17 protein-coding genes, 4 tRNA genes and 1 riboswitch are annotated in these 16,072 nt (G+C 37.9%); of the genes, 15 read left to right on the plus strand and 6 right to left on the minus strand.

Annotated elements, in window-relative coordinates:
• From lolB to panD, 10 genes are all read left to right on the plus strand, one after another.
• A complete protein-coding gene (lolB, locus tag ACQ7EO_RS16465; RefSeq protein WP_034617524.1) occupies positions 1-609 on the plus strand; it encodes a lipoprotein insertase outer membrane protein LolB in 609 nt (202 codons plus the stop codon).
• 25 nt (positions 610-634) lie between these two features.
• Positions 635-1,468, plus strand: a complete 834-nt coding sequence (ispE, locus tag ACQ7EO_RS16470) for a 4-(cytidine 5'-diphospho)-2-C-methyl-D-erythritol kinase (RefSeq protein ID WP_239046311.1) — start codon at positions 635-637, stop codon at positions 1,466-1,468.
• Between the two features lie 4 nt (positions 1,469-1,472).
• Positions 1,473-1,547: transfer RNA gene (locus tag ACQ7EO_RS16475), tRNA-Gln, on the plus strand.
• A gap of 30 nt (positions 1,548-1,577) precedes the next feature.
• Positions 1,578-1,652: transfer RNA gene (locus ACQ7EO_RS16480), tRNA-Gln, on the plus strand.
• Between the two features lie 19 nt (positions 1,653-1,671).
• Positions 1,672-1,746, plus strand: a tRNA-Gln gene (locus tag ACQ7EO_RS16485).
• Positions 1,747-1,837: 91 nt separating this feature from the next.
• Positions 1,838-1,912, plus strand: a tRNA-Gln gene (locus ACQ7EO_RS16490).
• A gap of 35 nt (positions 1,913-1,947) precedes the next feature.
• Positions 1,948-2,901: a ribose-phosphate pyrophosphokinase gene (locus tag ACQ7EO_RS16495; protein ID WP_004722497.1), complete on the plus strand. Its 954-nt coding sequence runs from the start codon at positions 1,948-1,950 to the stop codon at positions 2,899-2,901.
• Positions 2,902-2,998: 97 nt separating this feature from the next.
• Positions 2,999-3,295, plus strand: a complete 297-nt coding sequence (rplY, locus tag ACQ7EO_RS16500; protein WP_004722499.1) for a 50S ribosomal protein L25 — start codon at positions 2,999-3,001, stop codon at positions 3,293-3,295.
• Positions 3,296-3,315: 20 nt separating this feature from the next.
• Positions 3,316-3,894 (plus strand): aminoacyl-tRNA hydrolase, encoded by a 579-nt coding sequence (gene pth / locus ACQ7EO_RS16505; RefSeq protein WP_004722502.1) that lies wholly within the window; start codon positions 3,316-3,318, stop codon positions 3,892-3,894.
• 153 nt (positions 3,895-4,047) lie between these two features.
• Entirely contained in the window at positions 4,048-4,428 is a 381-nt protein-coding gene (gene panD / locus ACQ7EO_RS16510; protein WP_004722504.1) for an aspartate 1-decarboxylase, read from the plus strand.
• A 46-nt stretch (positions 4,429-4,474) separates the two neighbouring features.
• On the opposite strand, the gene ACQ7EO_RS16515 is transcribed toward panD, so the two are convergent.
• The 3 genes from ACQ7EO_RS16515 to ACQ7EO_RS16525 all read right to left on the minus strand — a co-directional run bounded on the left by ACQ7EO_RS16515 (position 4,475) and on the right by ACQ7EO_RS16525 (position 7,908).
• Complete coding sequence (locus ACQ7EO_RS16515) at positions 4,475-5,173, minus strand: DUF4882 family protein (protein WP_244015321.1); 699 nt, start codon at positions 5,171-5,173, stop codon at positions 4,475-4,477.
• A gap of 294 nt (positions 5,174-5,467) precedes the next feature.
• On the minus strand, positions 5,468-6,082 hold the full coding sequence (locus ACQ7EO_RS16520) for a GDYXXLXY domain-containing protein (protein WP_244015320.1): 615 nt from the start codon (positions 6,080-6,082) through the stop codon (positions 5,468-5,470).
• Entirely contained in the window at positions 6,079-7,908 is a 1,830-nt protein-coding gene (locus ACQ7EO_RS16525) for a DUF2157 domain-containing protein (protein WP_434278055.1), read from the minus strand. Before ACQ7EO_RS16525 ends, ACQ7EO_RS16520 begins: the two co-directional genes overlap by 4 nt.
• A 170-nt stretch (positions 7,909-8,078) precedes the next feature.
• A riboswitch (FMN riboswitch) is annotated at positions 8,079-8,236 on the plus strand.
• Between the two features lie 108 nt (positions 8,237-8,344).
• On the opposite strand from ACQ7EO_RS16525, the gene ribB reads away from it, so the two are divergent.
• Complete coding sequence (gene ribB / locus ACQ7EO_RS16530; RefSeq protein ID WP_004819596.1) at positions 8,345-9,004, plus strand: 3,4-dihydroxy-2-butanone-4-phosphate synthase; 660 nt, start codon at positions 8,345-8,347, stop codon at positions 9,002-9,004.
• Between the two features lie 212 nt (positions 9,005-9,216).
• Here ribB and ACQ7EO_RS16535 read toward each other — a convergent pair whose 3' ends face one another.
• Positions 9,217-9,699, minus strand: coding sequence for a DUF1289 domain-containing protein (locus ACQ7EO_RS16535; protein ID WP_004722515.1), 483 nt, complete (start codon positions 9,697-9,699; stop codon positions 9,217-9,219).
• A 235-nt stretch (positions 9,700-9,934) separates the two neighbouring features.
• Between ACQ7EO_RS16535 and ACQ7EO_RS16540 the strand changes: the two genes are divergently transcribed.
• From ACQ7EO_RS16540 to ACQ7EO_RS16550, 3 genes are all read left to right on the plus strand, one after another.
• Entirely contained in the window at positions 9,935-10,867 is a 933-nt protein-coding gene (locus ACQ7EO_RS16540) for a rhodanese-related sulfurtransferase (RefSeq protein ID WP_034618212.1), read from the plus strand.
• 171 nt (positions 10,868-11,038) lie between these two features.
• Positions 11,039-11,614, plus strand: coding sequence for a DedA family protein (locus ACQ7EO_RS16545; RefSeq protein ID WP_434279629.1), 576 nt, complete (start codon positions 11,039-11,041; stop codon positions 11,612-11,614).
• A 620-nt stretch (positions 11,615-12,234) separates the two neighbouring features.
• The gene (locus ACQ7EO_RS16550) at positions 12,235-12,843 is read left to right on the plus strand and encodes a LysE family translocator (RefSeq protein ID WP_434278058.1); all 609 of its coding nucleotides are present in this window, start codon (positions 12,235-12,237) and stop codon (positions 12,841-12,843) included.
• 72 nt (positions 12,844-12,915) lie between these two features.
• Here ACQ7EO_RS16550 and ACQ7EO_RS16555 read toward each other — a convergent pair whose 3' ends face one another.
• Positions 12,916-13,440, minus strand: coding sequence for a YecA family protein (locus tag ACQ7EO_RS16555; protein WP_004722523.1), 525 nt, complete (start codon positions 13,438-13,440; stop codon positions 12,916-12,918).
• Between the two features lie 66 nt (positions 13,441-13,506).
• Entirely contained in the window at positions 13,507-13,713 is a 207-nt protein-coding gene (locus tag ACQ7EO_RS16560; protein ID WP_004722524.1) for a PA3496 family putative envelope integrity protein, read from the minus strand.
• Between the two features lie 331 nt (positions 13,714-14,044).
• On the opposite strand from ACQ7EO_RS16560, the gene rpoD reads away from it, so the two are divergent.
• The gene (rpoD, locus tag ACQ7EO_RS16565; RefSeq protein WP_259191535.1) at positions 14,045-15,988 is read left to right on the plus strand and encodes an RNA polymerase sigma factor RpoD; all 1,944 of its coding nucleotides are present in this window, start codon (positions 14,045-14,047) and stop codon (positions 15,986-15,988) included.
• The last annotated feature ends 84 nt before the right edge of the window (positions 15,989-16,072 follow it).

The raw sequence follows: 16,072 nt of genomic DNA on the forward strand, positions 1-16,072 counted from the left end.
ATGCGTCACATTCCACAGATCTTTTGCACCCTAACTGCTGTAACCGCTTTTACACTCACAGGTTGTCAACAAGTCGTAAAGCCAGCACAAACCACCCCAACGCTTACAGCACCCACTGATGCCACAACGCCCCCACAAAAACCGTCAAATCAATTTAATCTTGAAGGGAAAATTGGGGTAAAAACACCGAAACAGTCTGGCAGTGCGTTCTACACATGGACACAAGACCAACAAGATTTTAACATCCAGTTGAATGGGATCTTAGGTATTGGCAAAACTATTATTGAAGGAAAATCTGGAGAAGTTACCCTCAATAGCGCTAAAACAGGTTCGATTTCGGCTGAAACACCAGAAGAGCTGCTTGAAAAAGCCACAGGCTGGACTGCACCTATTACGCATATTGTCGATTGGGTTCAAGCTTACCCTGCCACTGAAAATGCACAAATCACCCGAGATAATACTCAACGTATTGCTCAAATCATTGAAGATGGCTGGACTGTAGATTTTAGTTATAACAATCAAGCGAGCTTGCCCAATAAGCTGATTTTAAAACAACAACTTGAATCTGGTCAGGAAAATCGTATTACAATGGTGATTCAAAACCGCTAAATCTATACCTTAGACAATGAAATCTATGATTCGTGTTCCCTCTCCAGCAAAATTGAATTTGTTTTTGCATATCACAGGTCGCCGTGAAAATGGCTATCACGAGTTGCAAAGTATTTTTCAGCTGATTGATTTGTATGACTGGTTAGAATTCACCCAAACAGAACATTCTCAACCTGAAATCAGTCTTGAAGGTTTGAGTAACGTCGATTTGGAACATAATCTGATCTATAAAGCGATTCAAATTTTAAAACCTTATGCTACACAGCCGACTGGTTTAAAAATTCGTATCGAAAAGAATATTCCAATGGGTGCAGGTCTAGGTGGTGGTTCTTCCAATGCAGCCACCACATTGATTGTGGTCAATCAACTTTGGCAATGTGGTTTAAATACTGAACAACTGGCTGAGCTTGGGGTTAAATTGGGTGCAGATGTTCCAATCTTTGTTCATGGTCGTAATGCTTGGGCGGAAGGTATAGGTGAACACTTAACATTCATAGACTTAGATCAAAAACAATACATTGTGTTAAAACCTGATTGTTTTATCAGCACTCAACGACTTTTTTCGCAAAAAACATTGACAAGAGATACGAAGCCTACTAAATTTTGCGCCTATCAGCTAAAGCCATCCAATTTTAGAAATGATTTTGAGCCACTGGCAAGAAATTTATATCCTGAAGTTGATGAAGCAATGCAGTATTTAGATCAGTTCGGTACAGCAAAGCTTACAGGTACAGGTGCTTGTGTTTTTGTTGAAGTCACTGAACAAATGAAGATTGATGATGTTTTAAATCATTCACCCTGCAAAGCCTATTTGGTCAACAGTTTGAATGAATCACCACTCACTCATTTTACAGTGTAATGATAGGGGCGTCGCCAAGTGGTAAGGCACCGGGTTTTGATCTCGGCATCCGTTGGTTCGAATCCAGCCGCCCCTGCCATCATTTTTCATCTGTAGATCGTTGTATTTTAGGGGCGTCGCCAAGTGGTAAGGCACCGGGTTTTGATCTCGGCATCCGTTGGTTCGAATCCAGCCGCCCCTGCCATTAAATACAACATCAAATTAGGGGCGTCGCCAAGTGGTAAGGCACCGGGTTTTGATCTCGGCATCCGTTGGTTCGAATCCAGCCGCCCCTGCCATTTTCTCAAAAAAGACAGAACGTAGTAATTTGTATTTAATGTTGATTTACCTTGACAGAGACATACAAAAACACTAAAATTCTGCCGCATTAGGGGCGTCGCCAAGTGGTAAGGCACCGGGTTTTGATCTCGGCATCCGTTGGTTCGAATCCAGCCGCCCCTGCCATCTAATTCAAATCTGCCAACCGCCAAGGGTGCTTCATGCCCAATCTTGTCGTTTTTAGTGGAACTGCGCATCCACAATTCGCCCAAAAAGTCGTTAGCCATTTGCACATCCCTCTGGGAGCTGCTGCTGTAGGTAAATTTTCTGATGGTGAAATCACTGTCGAAATTACTGAAAATGTGCGTGGTAAAGACGTGTTTATCGTACAGCCCACTTGTGCCCCTACGAATGATAACCTTATGGAAATCTTAGTAATGGCAGATGCTTTGCGTCGTGCAAGTGCTGGTCGTATTACTGCTGTAATTCCATACTTCGGTTATGCACGCCAAGACCGTCGTCCTCGTTCAACTCGTGTTCCAATTACTGCAAAAGTTGTAGCAGACATGCTTACCACTGTGGGTATTGACCGTGTTGTAATGATCGACTTGCATGCTGACCAAATCCAAGGTTTCTTTGATATTCCTGTAGATAACATCTACGGTACACCTGCTTTGCTTGCTGACTTACGTCAACAACAACATCATAACTTGATGGTGGTTTCACCTGACGTTGGTGGTGTAGTTCGTGCACGTGCTGTTGCAAAACAAATGGGTGATATCGACCTTGCAATCATTGATAAACGTCGTCAAAAAGCTAATGAATCACAAGTGATGCATTTGATTGGTGATGTACGTGATCGTGACTGTGTGATTGTTGATGACATGGTTGATACAGCTGGTACTTTGTGTAAAGCTGCCGACGCACTTAAAACTTTTGGTGCTCGTAAAGTGGTTGCTTATGCAACGCACCCTGTACTATCAGGTAAAGCACTCGAAAATTTAAGCAAATCTGTAATTGATGAATTGGTTGTTACTGACACAATTCCACTTTCAGATGAAGCATTAAAACTTGGTAAGATTCGCCAAGTTTCAGTAGCAAGTATGGTTGCTGAAACAATTCGTCGTATTAACAACGAAGAATCTATTAGCGCAATGTTCGATTCTTATCTATAATAGCGCCAAATTTTCAAAGCCCTACTCTTTGGTAGGGCTTTATATCACTGGGCTGGTCGAAAGTTCAGTCAATTACACTCAATGAGGAAATGTCATCATGGCAAACTTCGTATTAAATGCAGTAGCACGTGAAGAAGCAGTTCAAGGGAAAGGTTCGAGCCGCCGCCTTCGTCTTCAAAATAAAGTTCCAGCAATCATCTATGGTGGTTCTGCTGAACCTGTAGCAGTTACTTTAGAACTTCGCGAGCTTGTTAAAGCTTTAGAAAACAACTCTTTCTTTGAAGAAGTTATCGATCTTAACATCGAAGGTAAAGTTGAAAGCGTTAAAATCCAAGCTTTACAACGTCACCCAGCTAAAAACACACCAATGCACGCTGACTTTAAACGCGCATAAGTGTTAAATGGTGTAAATGAGTGAGTAAACTTTCACTGATTATTGGTTTGGGTAATCCAGGTTCTGAATATGCCCAAACCCGCCATAATGCAGGCTTTTGGTTCGTCGAACGCCTTGCAGAACAATATGGTATTACATTAAAAACTGATTCAAAATATAAAGGAATCAGTGGTCGTGGTAATATTGAAGGACAAGATGTTCGTCTACTATTGCCCACAACATTTATGAACCTTTCTGGTCAAAGTGTTGTTCCCTTTGCAAAATTCTACCAAATTAAACCAGAAGAAATTCTCATCGCTCATGATGAACTGGATATGAATCCAGGCGTCATTCGTTTAAAAACTGGCGGTGGACATGGTGGTCACAATGGTCTACGTGACATTGTTCCTCATATTGGTTCTAATTTTCATCGCTTACGTATTGGCATTGGTCATCCCGGCGCTAAAGAAAAAGTTTCAGGACATGTACTTGGTAAAGCACCAAGCAGTGAACAGACTTTAATGGATGATGCAATACACCATGCTTTAGGCAAAACAAAATTATTGGTTAATGGTGAGATTCAGCAAGCAATGAATCAAATCAATGCTTATAAAGCATAATTTAAACCTAAATTTTATGTTCTTTGTTCAACAATTTTTCTTGCCATGATTCATTTTTAAGAGCAAAATGCGCTTTCAAATGCATCCCCCCATTGAAAATTGTTGATTCAACACAAGATAACAATTGTAAGGGCTACTCTGGAGACGCAAATCATGCTATCTCGTTTATTAAAAGCAAAAATCCATCGTTGTGTTGTTACACAAGCAGAATTACATTATGAAGGTTCTTGTGCAATCGACGGTATTCTTTTGGATTTAGCTGGTATCCGTGAATATGAAGAAATTCATATGTGGAACGTGACTAATGGTAAGCGCTTTACAACCTATGCGATTCGTGGCGAAGAAGGCTCAGGCATCATTTCAGTCAATGGTGGCGCTGCACTTCAAGCTGATGTTGGTGATTTAATGATTATTGCCACATTTGGTGATTTTACCAATGCAGAAGCTGATGCGCATAAACCACGTCTTGTATATGCAAATCCAGACAATACAGTAAATCACACAGCAAACTGTATCCCTGTTCAAGTTGCATAATTGCACACAGATGATTCAAGACCCGCAATGTTGCGGGTTTTTTTATTTAAATAGTATTTCCACAAATATCTGTAGAGCCAGATGGGTATTGGTATTGTAATTTAGAATAATCAGTAATGAGCTCCATTGTCACCTCACTTCCAATCTTTGTTGAGTTGTTAGAGAATCCAGTAAACCCATTCATCAATATAAAGCCTATATCATTAAATGGCGTGGTAAAAGACCACTTGTAGCCTTTATTTACACCATTCAAAATATATCCTATTTGCTTAGTTTGCTTATTAATGTAAATACCAATCCGATTACCTTCACCATTAATACTTTCAAATGATTGATATAACGGGATTGGATTTCCTAAACCCACGAGTATTAATTTCAACCCATCATTATTTGATGCTGGAGCAAAAAGCGATCCATTAGTAACCGTATTACTATTGGTAGATGAATTTAATAACCACCCACCTGCCTCCTCACTACCAGTTAAATTTACTGGAACTACTGATTTATACTCAAAAGCAATGATATTAGAATTTGGAAGTGCTTTATGAGCACTTGTTTCAGCTTTACTTTCCAAACCCACATTAGCCTGAACATACGATGTAAACTTTTGACCTTGCAAACTCACCAAATTAGACCAAGATCCTGAACTTGCAATCCCCTCGACATTAAAACTGCCTGCATTACAATCTGCGAATACAGAAACTGATATTGCAAATGTAAAGACTCCTGAAGCAAATCTTTTCATAACCAACTCCTTTTTTTGTATATTTAATATACATTAAATGTCACATTTGTGCATATTTTATTAAAAATACATTAAATAAAAGTTAACAATAAATGTAGGTTTATTAATTTTTAGTCTTTAAGATAGCTGTTTCCACGCCCATTTAGATAAATCAATAATTATCTGAAAGCTATCACAAAGCAAAATCAGTACTTTTTTAATAGACCAACTTAGTCGTTACTCTTTTTAGAACTTCCGAGAGATGGAATTCTTTAAAGTATTTTTTATAAAAGCTTGCTAGTTGTGGTCATCACCTTATGACGATTTATCTACAGAACGAAATCCATCACGCCAACGTTGTTTATTCTCACAGTCCAGATCTTGTAAATGCTCTCCTCGTAAAGATGCAAGAATCGCATTGCCCTGCTGATCCACCTTAAACTCAGCATACTTTGCTTGCTGATAACATTCAGCTAAACCTTCTGCAAATAAAAAGCTATTGGATGCAGGATAAAGTGTTCTATGTCGATTATCAGGGTTCTTCAAAATCAATTTTACAGTTTGCGCATCTTTAGGTTTTTCAAAATAAGTATGTGCCACCTTTTTCTGTTGATCCAATTCAACATAAGCCGTAACCGAAGGCTTATTTTCAATCACTTGATCAAAATAATGCCCCGAAAAAATATGATTTTCATCACTATCACTTGGATCTACATTGTTCTGATCGCCCCGATTTAGCTTTTGCGGTGCAAAGTAAAGTTGATAACTCAGCACCATATAATCACCTTGTATTAATGAACGTGGATCAACAGGTTGTAAGTGGACATATATACTCTGACTATTCTTCAGATGCTGCTCATTCTTAAAAATGATGCCTAGAAAAAGAACAATACAGATTAAAGCAAGACAAAGAGGAATGAATTTTTTCATGTATTTACTCCCTCTTTTGATTGGAATTTATGTAGCACCCAAGTCAGTATCAACAAAATTAATCCTGAGCTAAAAATACTTAGACTTTTAACGAGGAAGCTAACATTCAACGCGTAGTAAATAAAGCATAAGGTTAACGCCAAAGTCACTAAAGCGAAACCATAGACAATCTTATCGTGCTGTGACAATGCCCATGAAAGTATGGCGATACAAATAAAAATTTCAAAATAGCCATAAAATATCAGTACTGCAGCAAAAGCCAATAAAATCAATTGAGCAATCAAGCTAAATTGATTGCGAATCCTCAACACCATAAACAAAGCCAACCACAAAATAGGCAGCCCCAAGTTGAGAATAGGAAGGTATCTAATTTTCTCTAATTCATATTGTCCAAATAGCGTATAGAAACCCAAGGATGAAAGAATAATCAATAAATTAGCCAATGCTAAACTGCGTTGATATTGACTGGGTTGAATACGATGCACCCAAATCATTACCAGATAAAACCCATAACTGAGCAAGACCAGAAATGCAAAATTTTCAACAAAACGATGAAATCCAAGCAGAACGTTTAAATCCCAAATCAACGCAATACCAGATAAATATAAGGCAAATAGTTGGATAAAAATAAAGAACCAATGGCTGCGAATAAAATAACTAAGACACAGCATGGCAAATTGAATAAAGAAAATTGGAAAGAATTGGTCAGTTAATTCAACCGTGTGGAAAATCACAGCATGTTGCCCTGCGACCCATATACAATAAGCAAACTGCCTTAAAAATAAAGCTTGTTTACTTCTTAAAATAAAGGCAGCCAATACCACAAAAACTGCCCCCATGATCAAGGAGAAATTCCCCCAAAATGCCAGCATCAATGATGCCAATAAAACACCTGCAATCCATGCACCCACTGCGATAGGAATATTGTTAAATTTGTTTTGTGGGATAAACTTAATCAATAAAAAAGTAATCAATGCAAACCAAGCGAAAACCACTAGTGCAATTAAAAATAATCCGAGCACTTCGGATTCACGAAACAGACTATTCATCCATTTGAAAATCACCAGCGTAAACGTAATCCCTAAACCTACTGCTGAAAGCACACTACATAACTGATCTCTTTTTCGATAAAAATAAGTTAATGCGACAGAAAGTAGAAAAAATGATGATATTAAATAAGCGATCTTAAGATCTATCCATGTAAAAATCATGGCTGTGGCGAATGCTAAATTACTGTCTCCATATAAAAATAGCACCATATGCCAAATTGAAAGAATGCCAAACCATAAGACAAAGAGATAACGCAGCTTTTGATAACAACGAAGACAAAAATAAAACTGAAATAATGAAAGGAGATTTAAGCTAAATAAAAATGTGACAGGATATTCGTCAGCCCAAAATGTTTGTTTAAAAAACAAAAATAAAGTGAGTTGACTGACAATACAGAGCAATGTAAAAACACCAATATTCGGACGATACAACCACGGCAGTAATAAAATAGACCAGATTAAAAATAGTAAATAACTATCTGCCCCTGTTTGATAAATTTGACCAATGACAGCCAAACTTAAACCAATCATCAAGCCACTTATTGTATGTAAACACTGCACTAAATAATCATGCTGAACTAAAAAAATACTGGCTACAGCACTGAGTAACAAGAAAAGTTGTGGAATTGCCAATTGAAAAAACTGAGGCAACATAAACCAATTTGCAGCGGTCAGATATAAAATACTGACTGCAATTAGAGCAAATCCTAAAACCTGTAAGTGTTTAACAAAGTCATCATTACGCCATGAATAGACATCTTGCTGAATTGTGATCAAGCTGAGTCTCCTTATTTTATGCTTTGTTATTTGTTGATCACTATGACCACAAATATTCTTTTAAATGTATAAGTTTAATTATTTTCTATAGCAACTATTGTTCTATCTATAGTACTGATCATTCTAAAAAAAAGCATCCATTTAGTAAAAAAGTGTCTATAATAAATGCACATCGCTTCAGGGCGGGGTGTAATTCCCCACCGGTGGTAATTTGGACGGATTTTCAATCCTGAGCCAACAGCCCACGAGCTTATCACGCTTAATCGTGATTCGCAGATTTGGTGAAATGCCAAAGCCGACGGTATAGTCCGGATGAAAGAAGACGACGTCACAGCTTAAAAATTTCAATATTCGCTATTGGAAAAGGTTTTGTAACGCCACTATTTCAAATGTCCTGAAATGTTCAACCGTATTTTAACTTTACGAGAGCGTTTCAATGTCTAGTTTAATTCAACCCGAAATTTTCTTTTCTGCACTATCCCCCGCAGACCAACGTATCGAACAAGCAATCGAAGATATGCGCCAAGGCAAACCTGTTTTGGTCATGGACGATTTTGATCGTGAAAATGAAGCAGATTTAATTGTTGCAGCAGAAACCCTCAATGTTGAAACCATGGCACGTATGATTCGTGATGGTTCAGGTATTGTCTGCTTAACCATTACCGATGATCTAGCAGATCACCTTGAACTCCCACCGATGGTTCAGGACAATTCAAGTCAATTTAAAACGGCTTTTACCATTACCATCGAAGCAGCACAAGGTGTAACAACTGGCGTTTCTGCAAAAGACCGTACCACCACTATTCATGCTGCAATTAAAACAGGTGCTGTCGCAAGTGATCTGAATCGCCCTGGTCATGTTTTTCCATTGCGTGGTCGTAATGGTGGTGTATTAACCCGTCGTGGACATACAGAAGGTTCTATTGATTTGGCACGTTTAGCTGGTTTAAAACCCGCTGGTGTGTTATGTGAAGTGACCAATCCTGATGGAACAATGGCTTCAGGCATTCAAGTTTTAGCATATGCACAAACGCATCATTTAACGCTTATTACCATTGAAGAATTGGTTCAGTATCGTTTAAAACACAATGTCTAAGAAAATATTTTAAGTCATTGTATTTAGACAGAGTAAAAAAGCCAGTTCAAATCTTTGGACTGGCTTTTTAATATTGATTAGATGTTTTGGTTAACGTGCAATGAAATGACAGCGTCAGTTTTTGTTTTAATTTTTTATAAGTGACACTGATTAAAAATTAAATAGCCAAAAGTATCAAGCTGATGAATAATAAATCATTGAAGAAACTGAGTTTAAACATCTTCCAAATGTAAAATACTTTGACGAATACCGTCTGCACGTAACCATGCGAAATCATAACTTGCATTGGCCAATGCCAATACACGACGTTCAAACTCATCCCAAAGCGGTTTTACCTGTTTCGCTTGAATTCCCAAACCACTCTCTTCTGCGAGATGTTTATTTTTTTCACAAATTTTTAATGCATGATACAACTTGCGCCCTTTAGAAGCAGAATCCATCACTCGTATACGTTTACCCAAAATAAAACCTTCAATATGTCTTAAATCAGCAAAAGGTAGCATCGGAATTAAAATTTGATCGAGCTGTGCATCCAGCCTCTTCCAAACGGCTAAACGTTGCGCTGAATCATATGTATTCCATTGGATCACTTCATGATTAAAACGACGGCAACCACGACAAACAGAATCACCAAATACCGTTGAACAACGACCAGCGCATGGCGTTAAGGTGGGTATCCGACGTTCGTTACTCAAAATTTACTCCTTACATCAACGATGTGACACACTTTTTCGGCACGAAATAATCATTTCGCAATACTATATATGGTATATAAAATATTTTAAAGCACTATATTTAGTATAAAAACCCATATTTTTTTCAGGGAATAAAAAAACACTACAAAGACTAGGGTTTTCTCGCATATTCATGTAAATCACGCTAAAATATGCGCCTTAAATTTTATTCTATCTTAAATATTTGGAGTACTCCATGAACGCTACTGTAGAACAGCTTGCACCTGTAGAACAGCAAGCGACCTCTGGTTGGGTTGTTGCAGCACTTTATCAATTCAAAGAAGTTCAAGATCCTGCTGATCTTCAACAACGTCTTTTAGACTTGGTAAAAACCATCAACCTTTGCGGTACTCTCATTATTGCAGGTGAAGGAATTAACGGAACTGTTGCTGGCGATCGTCAAGCGATTGATGTCATTCATCAATTCTTATTGAATGAAGGCTTTAATAGCATGGAATATAAAGAATCACATAGTGATGAAAAGCCATTCCGTAAAATGAAGATTAAGCTAAAGAACGAAATCGTAACTTTAGGTGTAGAGGTGAAACCTCGTGATCTTGTTGGACATTATCTTGATCCAAAACAATGGAACGAACTGATTGCGCGTGATGACGTGATTTTGATTGATACACGTAATGATTATGAATATAAAGCGGGTACTTTTAAAGGCGCGATTGATCCTAAAACAGAAACCTTTCGTGAATTTCCAGAATACGTAAAAAAAGAACTTGAACAGCATAAAGATAAGAAAATTGCGATGTTCTGTACAGGCGGTATTCGTTGTGAAAAATCAACCTCATTACTGCTTCAAGAAGGTTTTAACGAGGTGTATCACCTTAAAGGCGGTATTTTAAAATACCTTGAAGAAACCCCTGCTGATGAAAGTATGTGGGAAGGTGAATGTTTCGTATTTGATGGCCGTACTGCGGTGACGCATGGTATGGAAGAAGGCGAAAATATTAAATGTCATGCATGTGGTTGGCCACTTGTTCCTGAAGAAGCCGATTTACCAAGTTATGAACATGGTGTTTCTTGCAAATATTGTATTGATAAAACATCTGAGAAACAAAAAGAAGGTTTCCGTATGCGTCAATCACAAATTACTGCTGCAAAACGCAAACGTCTTTAATCTCAATCAATTTTAAAATGCTTCACTCAACCGCAGCTTATTGGCTGCGGTTTTTATTTAGATATTTTAACAACACAACAAATTCTCACTATATTTTGATAAATGAAAACCATACCATGTTTATAACGCCCTATTTTTATATATAAAATGACTGATTGGATTATTTCGATCATGGAGCAACTTGGTTACTTTGGTATTGCTCTTTTGATGTTTTTAGACAATGTTTTCCCGCCAATTCCCTCAGAAGTGATTATGCCATCAGCTGGGTTTGCTGCATCTAAAGGTCAATTATTATTATCGGGTGTGATTATCGCAGGAAGCATCGGTTCACTGCTTGCAGCAGCGTTGTTGTATTGGGTAGGTCGAAAAATCCCAAATCAAAGCATTTTTAATTGGGTTGACCGCTATGGTAAATACCTTTTTATCAAATCAGAAGATGTCAAAAAAGCTTTAGATTGGTTTGAAAAATATGGACATCGCGTGGTTTTCTTTGGACGAATGGTTCCCGCAGTTCGTTCTTTGATTAGTATCCCTGCAGGCATGAGTCATATGCCCTTTTGGAAATTTATGCTGTATAGCGGTGTAGGGACAATTATCTGGACCACTTTTCTTGCATGTGTCGGTTATTATTTTGGAAACAATATAGAACTCATGCAACAAATTTTTAGTCGCGTGGGCTATGTGATCATTACCATTGTCTTAATTTTAGTTGCTTATTTTTTCTATAAAAAATCAAAAGCACGCTAAAAATTATTATGCTCCCAGCATTCAGTTAAAACACACTATTTGTGTACATTGAGATTTGTGTGCATTGAGTCGAGCAGACAAATTTGTGTTTGCTTGACCAAGCTCAATGTTCTTAACATTAGCCCTTAACATTAGCTGTCTGACAAATAATCAGCGAACTCTAAAAATAACCACAAAGACATTAGAGCGTTCATAAATCAAAATGATCATGCGAAATGAAGCTTGATAGTTCTTTCTCGCTGAGGAAAAGCTAGGATGAGAGCCACTATCTTTTGATTTATGGGTTTTAACAGGATTTATAAAAGAAGCCTATTGTTTATATTTTCTTATACTCCCCGTTTCACCAATGCCGACCAATTGAAACACGATCACCATATATAAATAGCATCGCTGTATAAAAATCACCCAATCGTAATCAATACACCACAGCGATCGTAAAAAATCACCACACATTCGATGTGAGCAAAACTTCCGAGCGATTGAAAATTTGAGTGAATTCAACGGCAAGCACTATACATTCCAAAAAATCATGCATTTCATCAAAATATTATCGCTTTAACCTAATGCAAATATATGAAAAATATAAAAATAATTAAAACTGTGTAAAAAAGGATACATGCGTGAATGAAATGATTGCTGTGATCTTAATCACCTGCTTGGCAGTAATAAGTCCTGGCGCTGATTTTGCTATCGTGACACGAAACAGTTATTTATATGGTCGAAATATTGGAATAAGCACTGCTTTAGGTATTGCTTGCGGTGTTTGGATACATGTGGGTTATAGCCTACTTGGCCTGGGTTTTTTTAAAAATCATATGCCCTATCTTTTACAAACAATTCAATATATTGGCGCTGCTTATTTAATTTATCTTGGCTATAAAACATTTACGCAGGCAAAAATAAAACTGGATGAAATTGGTGTTGGTATCAGTAGCTGGCAAGCGTTTAAACATGGTTTTTTAACCAATAGCCTAAATCCCAAAACAACTTTATTTGTAATCAGTTTATTTGCTCAGCTGATGACTTCTACAGGAAATTCGACCATTCAGCTTTTTGCTTATGGTGCGTTTATTTCGTTGAGTCATTTTGTTTGGTTTGGCTTGATTGCCTTATTTTGTGCACATCCCAGCATACGAAATAAAATTTTAGATCGCCAAGTGGTGATCAATCGTGTGATTGGCCTTTTACTGTTTATTTTAGGTTGTAGCCTATTATTTGCACGGTTTTAACTATTGGCGTAAATCACCAACAAAAAAAAGCATGCCACTTTTCAGTGAGCATGCTTTTTTTATACGCGCAAATTAATTTGGTGTGTGGTACATCAAATAAATTTCATTTAGATTTTCAGGAATTTCTTCAGCAATCTCGTCCATTAACTGGCCGTTGCGGCGGAAAGATTCCATTTGAGGATCTTCATCATCAATACCACTGAACACCATCATTGGTAGTGTGAGATCAACAACTTGATCTTCATATTCTGGTGCAAACCAAGCTTCTTCATTCAGGAACATTGCATCGACAAAGCCAACACTCCAGTCGCCTAAGCTTGATTCAACATCAGCTTCTTCAATTTCAAAAGGAAATGTAATTCCTTCTTCATTGGCTAAGTTTTGACGAATCGCTTCAAGCCATGCTTTGATTTGTACAATGATTTCTGCTGGAACTTTCTTTTGATTATTATCAAATAGCTCATCAAGCCATTTATCAAAAGTAGGACCAACCGCAATTGCGCACAAGAAACCATGAGTCGCTGCGAAATCTAGACCAAATTCATTTTGGTCACCATCTAGATAATCACTCAGTAGGTCTAAATCTAAAGCACTCATTTTGTTTCCAGTAAATTTGTATCAGATTTAAGCATAGCATTTTCCCACGCCATGCCCAATGAATTTTTAATCTTCGTCATCAAAATCATCGTCATCATCAATGTCATAATCAAAATCTTTTAAATCTTTTTCTAAACGACGTTGAGCAAGTAAATCATCGATCAAACGTCGCTTTTCTAAAGATTCTTTGGCGCTAATTTTGCTTGATGACTCATCGAAACTAACATCATCATCACCGTAGTTATCATCTAGTTCAAAATCTGTAGAAGACACTAAAACTACCTCATAATGAAAAAAAGTGAATGGGTCTAGGCGCTATTTATCTGTCTTCAGAAAACTTGTCAAGTTTTTTCCGTTTTTTTTACATTTAAATGCGAATTTGGGCTTTTTTCGGGCCCTATTTTATGTAATGATATAATCCACCCTGCGTCTTACTATTTTATGACATTTTCTGAATAGAAATCGCACGGGATGATCTTGAAAATAACAATTTCACCCCCACCTATTTGATTGAATTTAAATTCTGAATATTTTATCGGACAGTTTTATGCTGATTTCTTCCGATGGAATATGCGAGCTATTCAAAGATATATTTTAACAGATTGTGCGATTACGCACGGTTTTTCATTGCCACAGATTCAACGAGAAGAGAGTAAAGATGAGCGAAATGCATTCCCCTACTTCCCAAGTAGCGGCTCTTATTAGCCGAGGCAAAGAACAAGGTTACTTAACCTACGCTGAGGTTAACGATCATCTCCCAGACTCGATCACCGAAAGCGAACAGATTGAAGACATTATCCAAATGCTTCAAGACGTTGGTATTCCAGTTCATGAACGTGCACCTGAAACTGACGATGCAATGTTCGAAGGGAATAGCGAAGCTGGCGATGAAGTTGCAGAAGAAGAAGCTGCTGCAGTACTTGCCTCTGTAGAAAATGAGCCAGGTCGTACCACTGACCCAGTACGTATGTATATGCGTGAAATGGGTACCGTTGAACTTTTAACACGTGAAGGCGAAATTAGTATTGCCAAACGTATTGAAGAAGGTATTCGTGACGTTCTACATTCAATTGCATACTGGCCAAATGCTGTAGAAGTTGTTTTACAAGAATATAAAGATTATGAAACTGGCGAACGTCGCCTTGCCGATATTCTATCAGGCTATTTAGATCCTGAATCTGACGAAGTGATTCCTGAAGTTTTAGAAGACGAAGCTGAAGTTATCGTTGAAGAAGAAGATACTTCTGCAAAACCAACTAAAGAAGTGAAGTTGGATGATGAAGACGAAGAAGAAGAATCTGAAAGTGATGACGATTCTGAAGGTGAATCTGGTCCAGATCCTGAAATCGCGAAGGCGCGTTTTGAAGAGCTAGAAGCAGTTTGGAACAGTGCAAAAGTCGCAATTGCACAACATGGCCGTAACAGTACTCAAGGTACTGAGGCAATGGAAGCACTGGCAACTGTATTTATGATGTTTAAATTTACACCGCGTTTATTTGACATCATTTCAGAAATGATTCGTGGTACGCACGAACAAATTCGTACCTCTGAACGTGAAGTGATGCGTTATGCAGTTCGTCGTGGTCGTATGGATCGTACACAATTCCGTACATCGTTCCCAGGTCAGGAATCAAATCCTGCTTGGTTAGATGAACAAATTGCAAAAGCACCTGCTGAATTAAAAGGCTATTTAGAAAAAGTTCGTCCAGATGTATTGGCATTCCAACAAAAGATTGCTGATATTGAAAAAGACCTAGATCTAAACGTAAAAGAAATTAAAGACATTTCTAAACGTATGGCGATTGGTGAAGCCAAAGCTCGTCGTGCCAAGAAAGAGATGGTTGAAGCCAACTTACGTTTGGTAATTTCAATTGCGAAAAAATACACAAACCGTGGTTTACAATTCTTGGATTTAATTCAAGAAGGTAACATTGGTTTGATGAAAGCGGTAGACAAGTTTGAATACCGTCGTGGTTATAAGTTCTCGACCTATGCAACATGGTGGATTCGTCAGGCGATTACCCGTTCAATCGCGGACCAAGCACGTACAATTCGTATCCCTGTACATATGATCGAAACGATTAACAAGATCAACCGTGTATCTCGCCAATTACTTCAAGAAATGGGTCGTGAACCGACTCCTGAAGAATTAGGTGAACGTCTAGAAATGGACGAAGTTAAAGTTCGTAAGGTGCTTAAGATTGCTAAAGAGCCAATTTCTATGGAAACGCCAATTGGTGATGATGAAGATTCTCATCTTGGTGATTTCATTGAAGACAGCAACATCACTTCACCAGTAGATGCTGCGACTTCAGAAGGCTTAAAAGAAGCAACACGTGAAGTACTTGAAAACTTAACTGAACGTGAAGCAAAAGTCTTGAAAATGCGTTTTGGTATCGACATGCCGACTGACCATACTTTGGAAGAAGTAGGTAAACAGTTTGATGTAACACGTGAACGTATTCGTCAGATTGAAGCCAAAGCTTTACGTAAACTTCGTCATCCTTCTCGTTCAGAACACTTACGTTCGTTCCTTGAAAATGACTAAGTTGAATTTGTTCAATCTATGAATACTTTCGGGACTTGAAAATCAATCGAGTAACCCCATTAAGTATTTAAGAGAAACACAATG

Source organism: Acinetobacter sp. CE-15 (genome assembly GCF_051059255.1).
In the GTDB taxonomy this organism is placed as follows: domain Bacteria; phylum Pseudomonadota; class Gammaproteobacteria; order Pseudomonadales; family Moraxellaceae; genus Acinetobacter; species Acinetobacter guillouiae.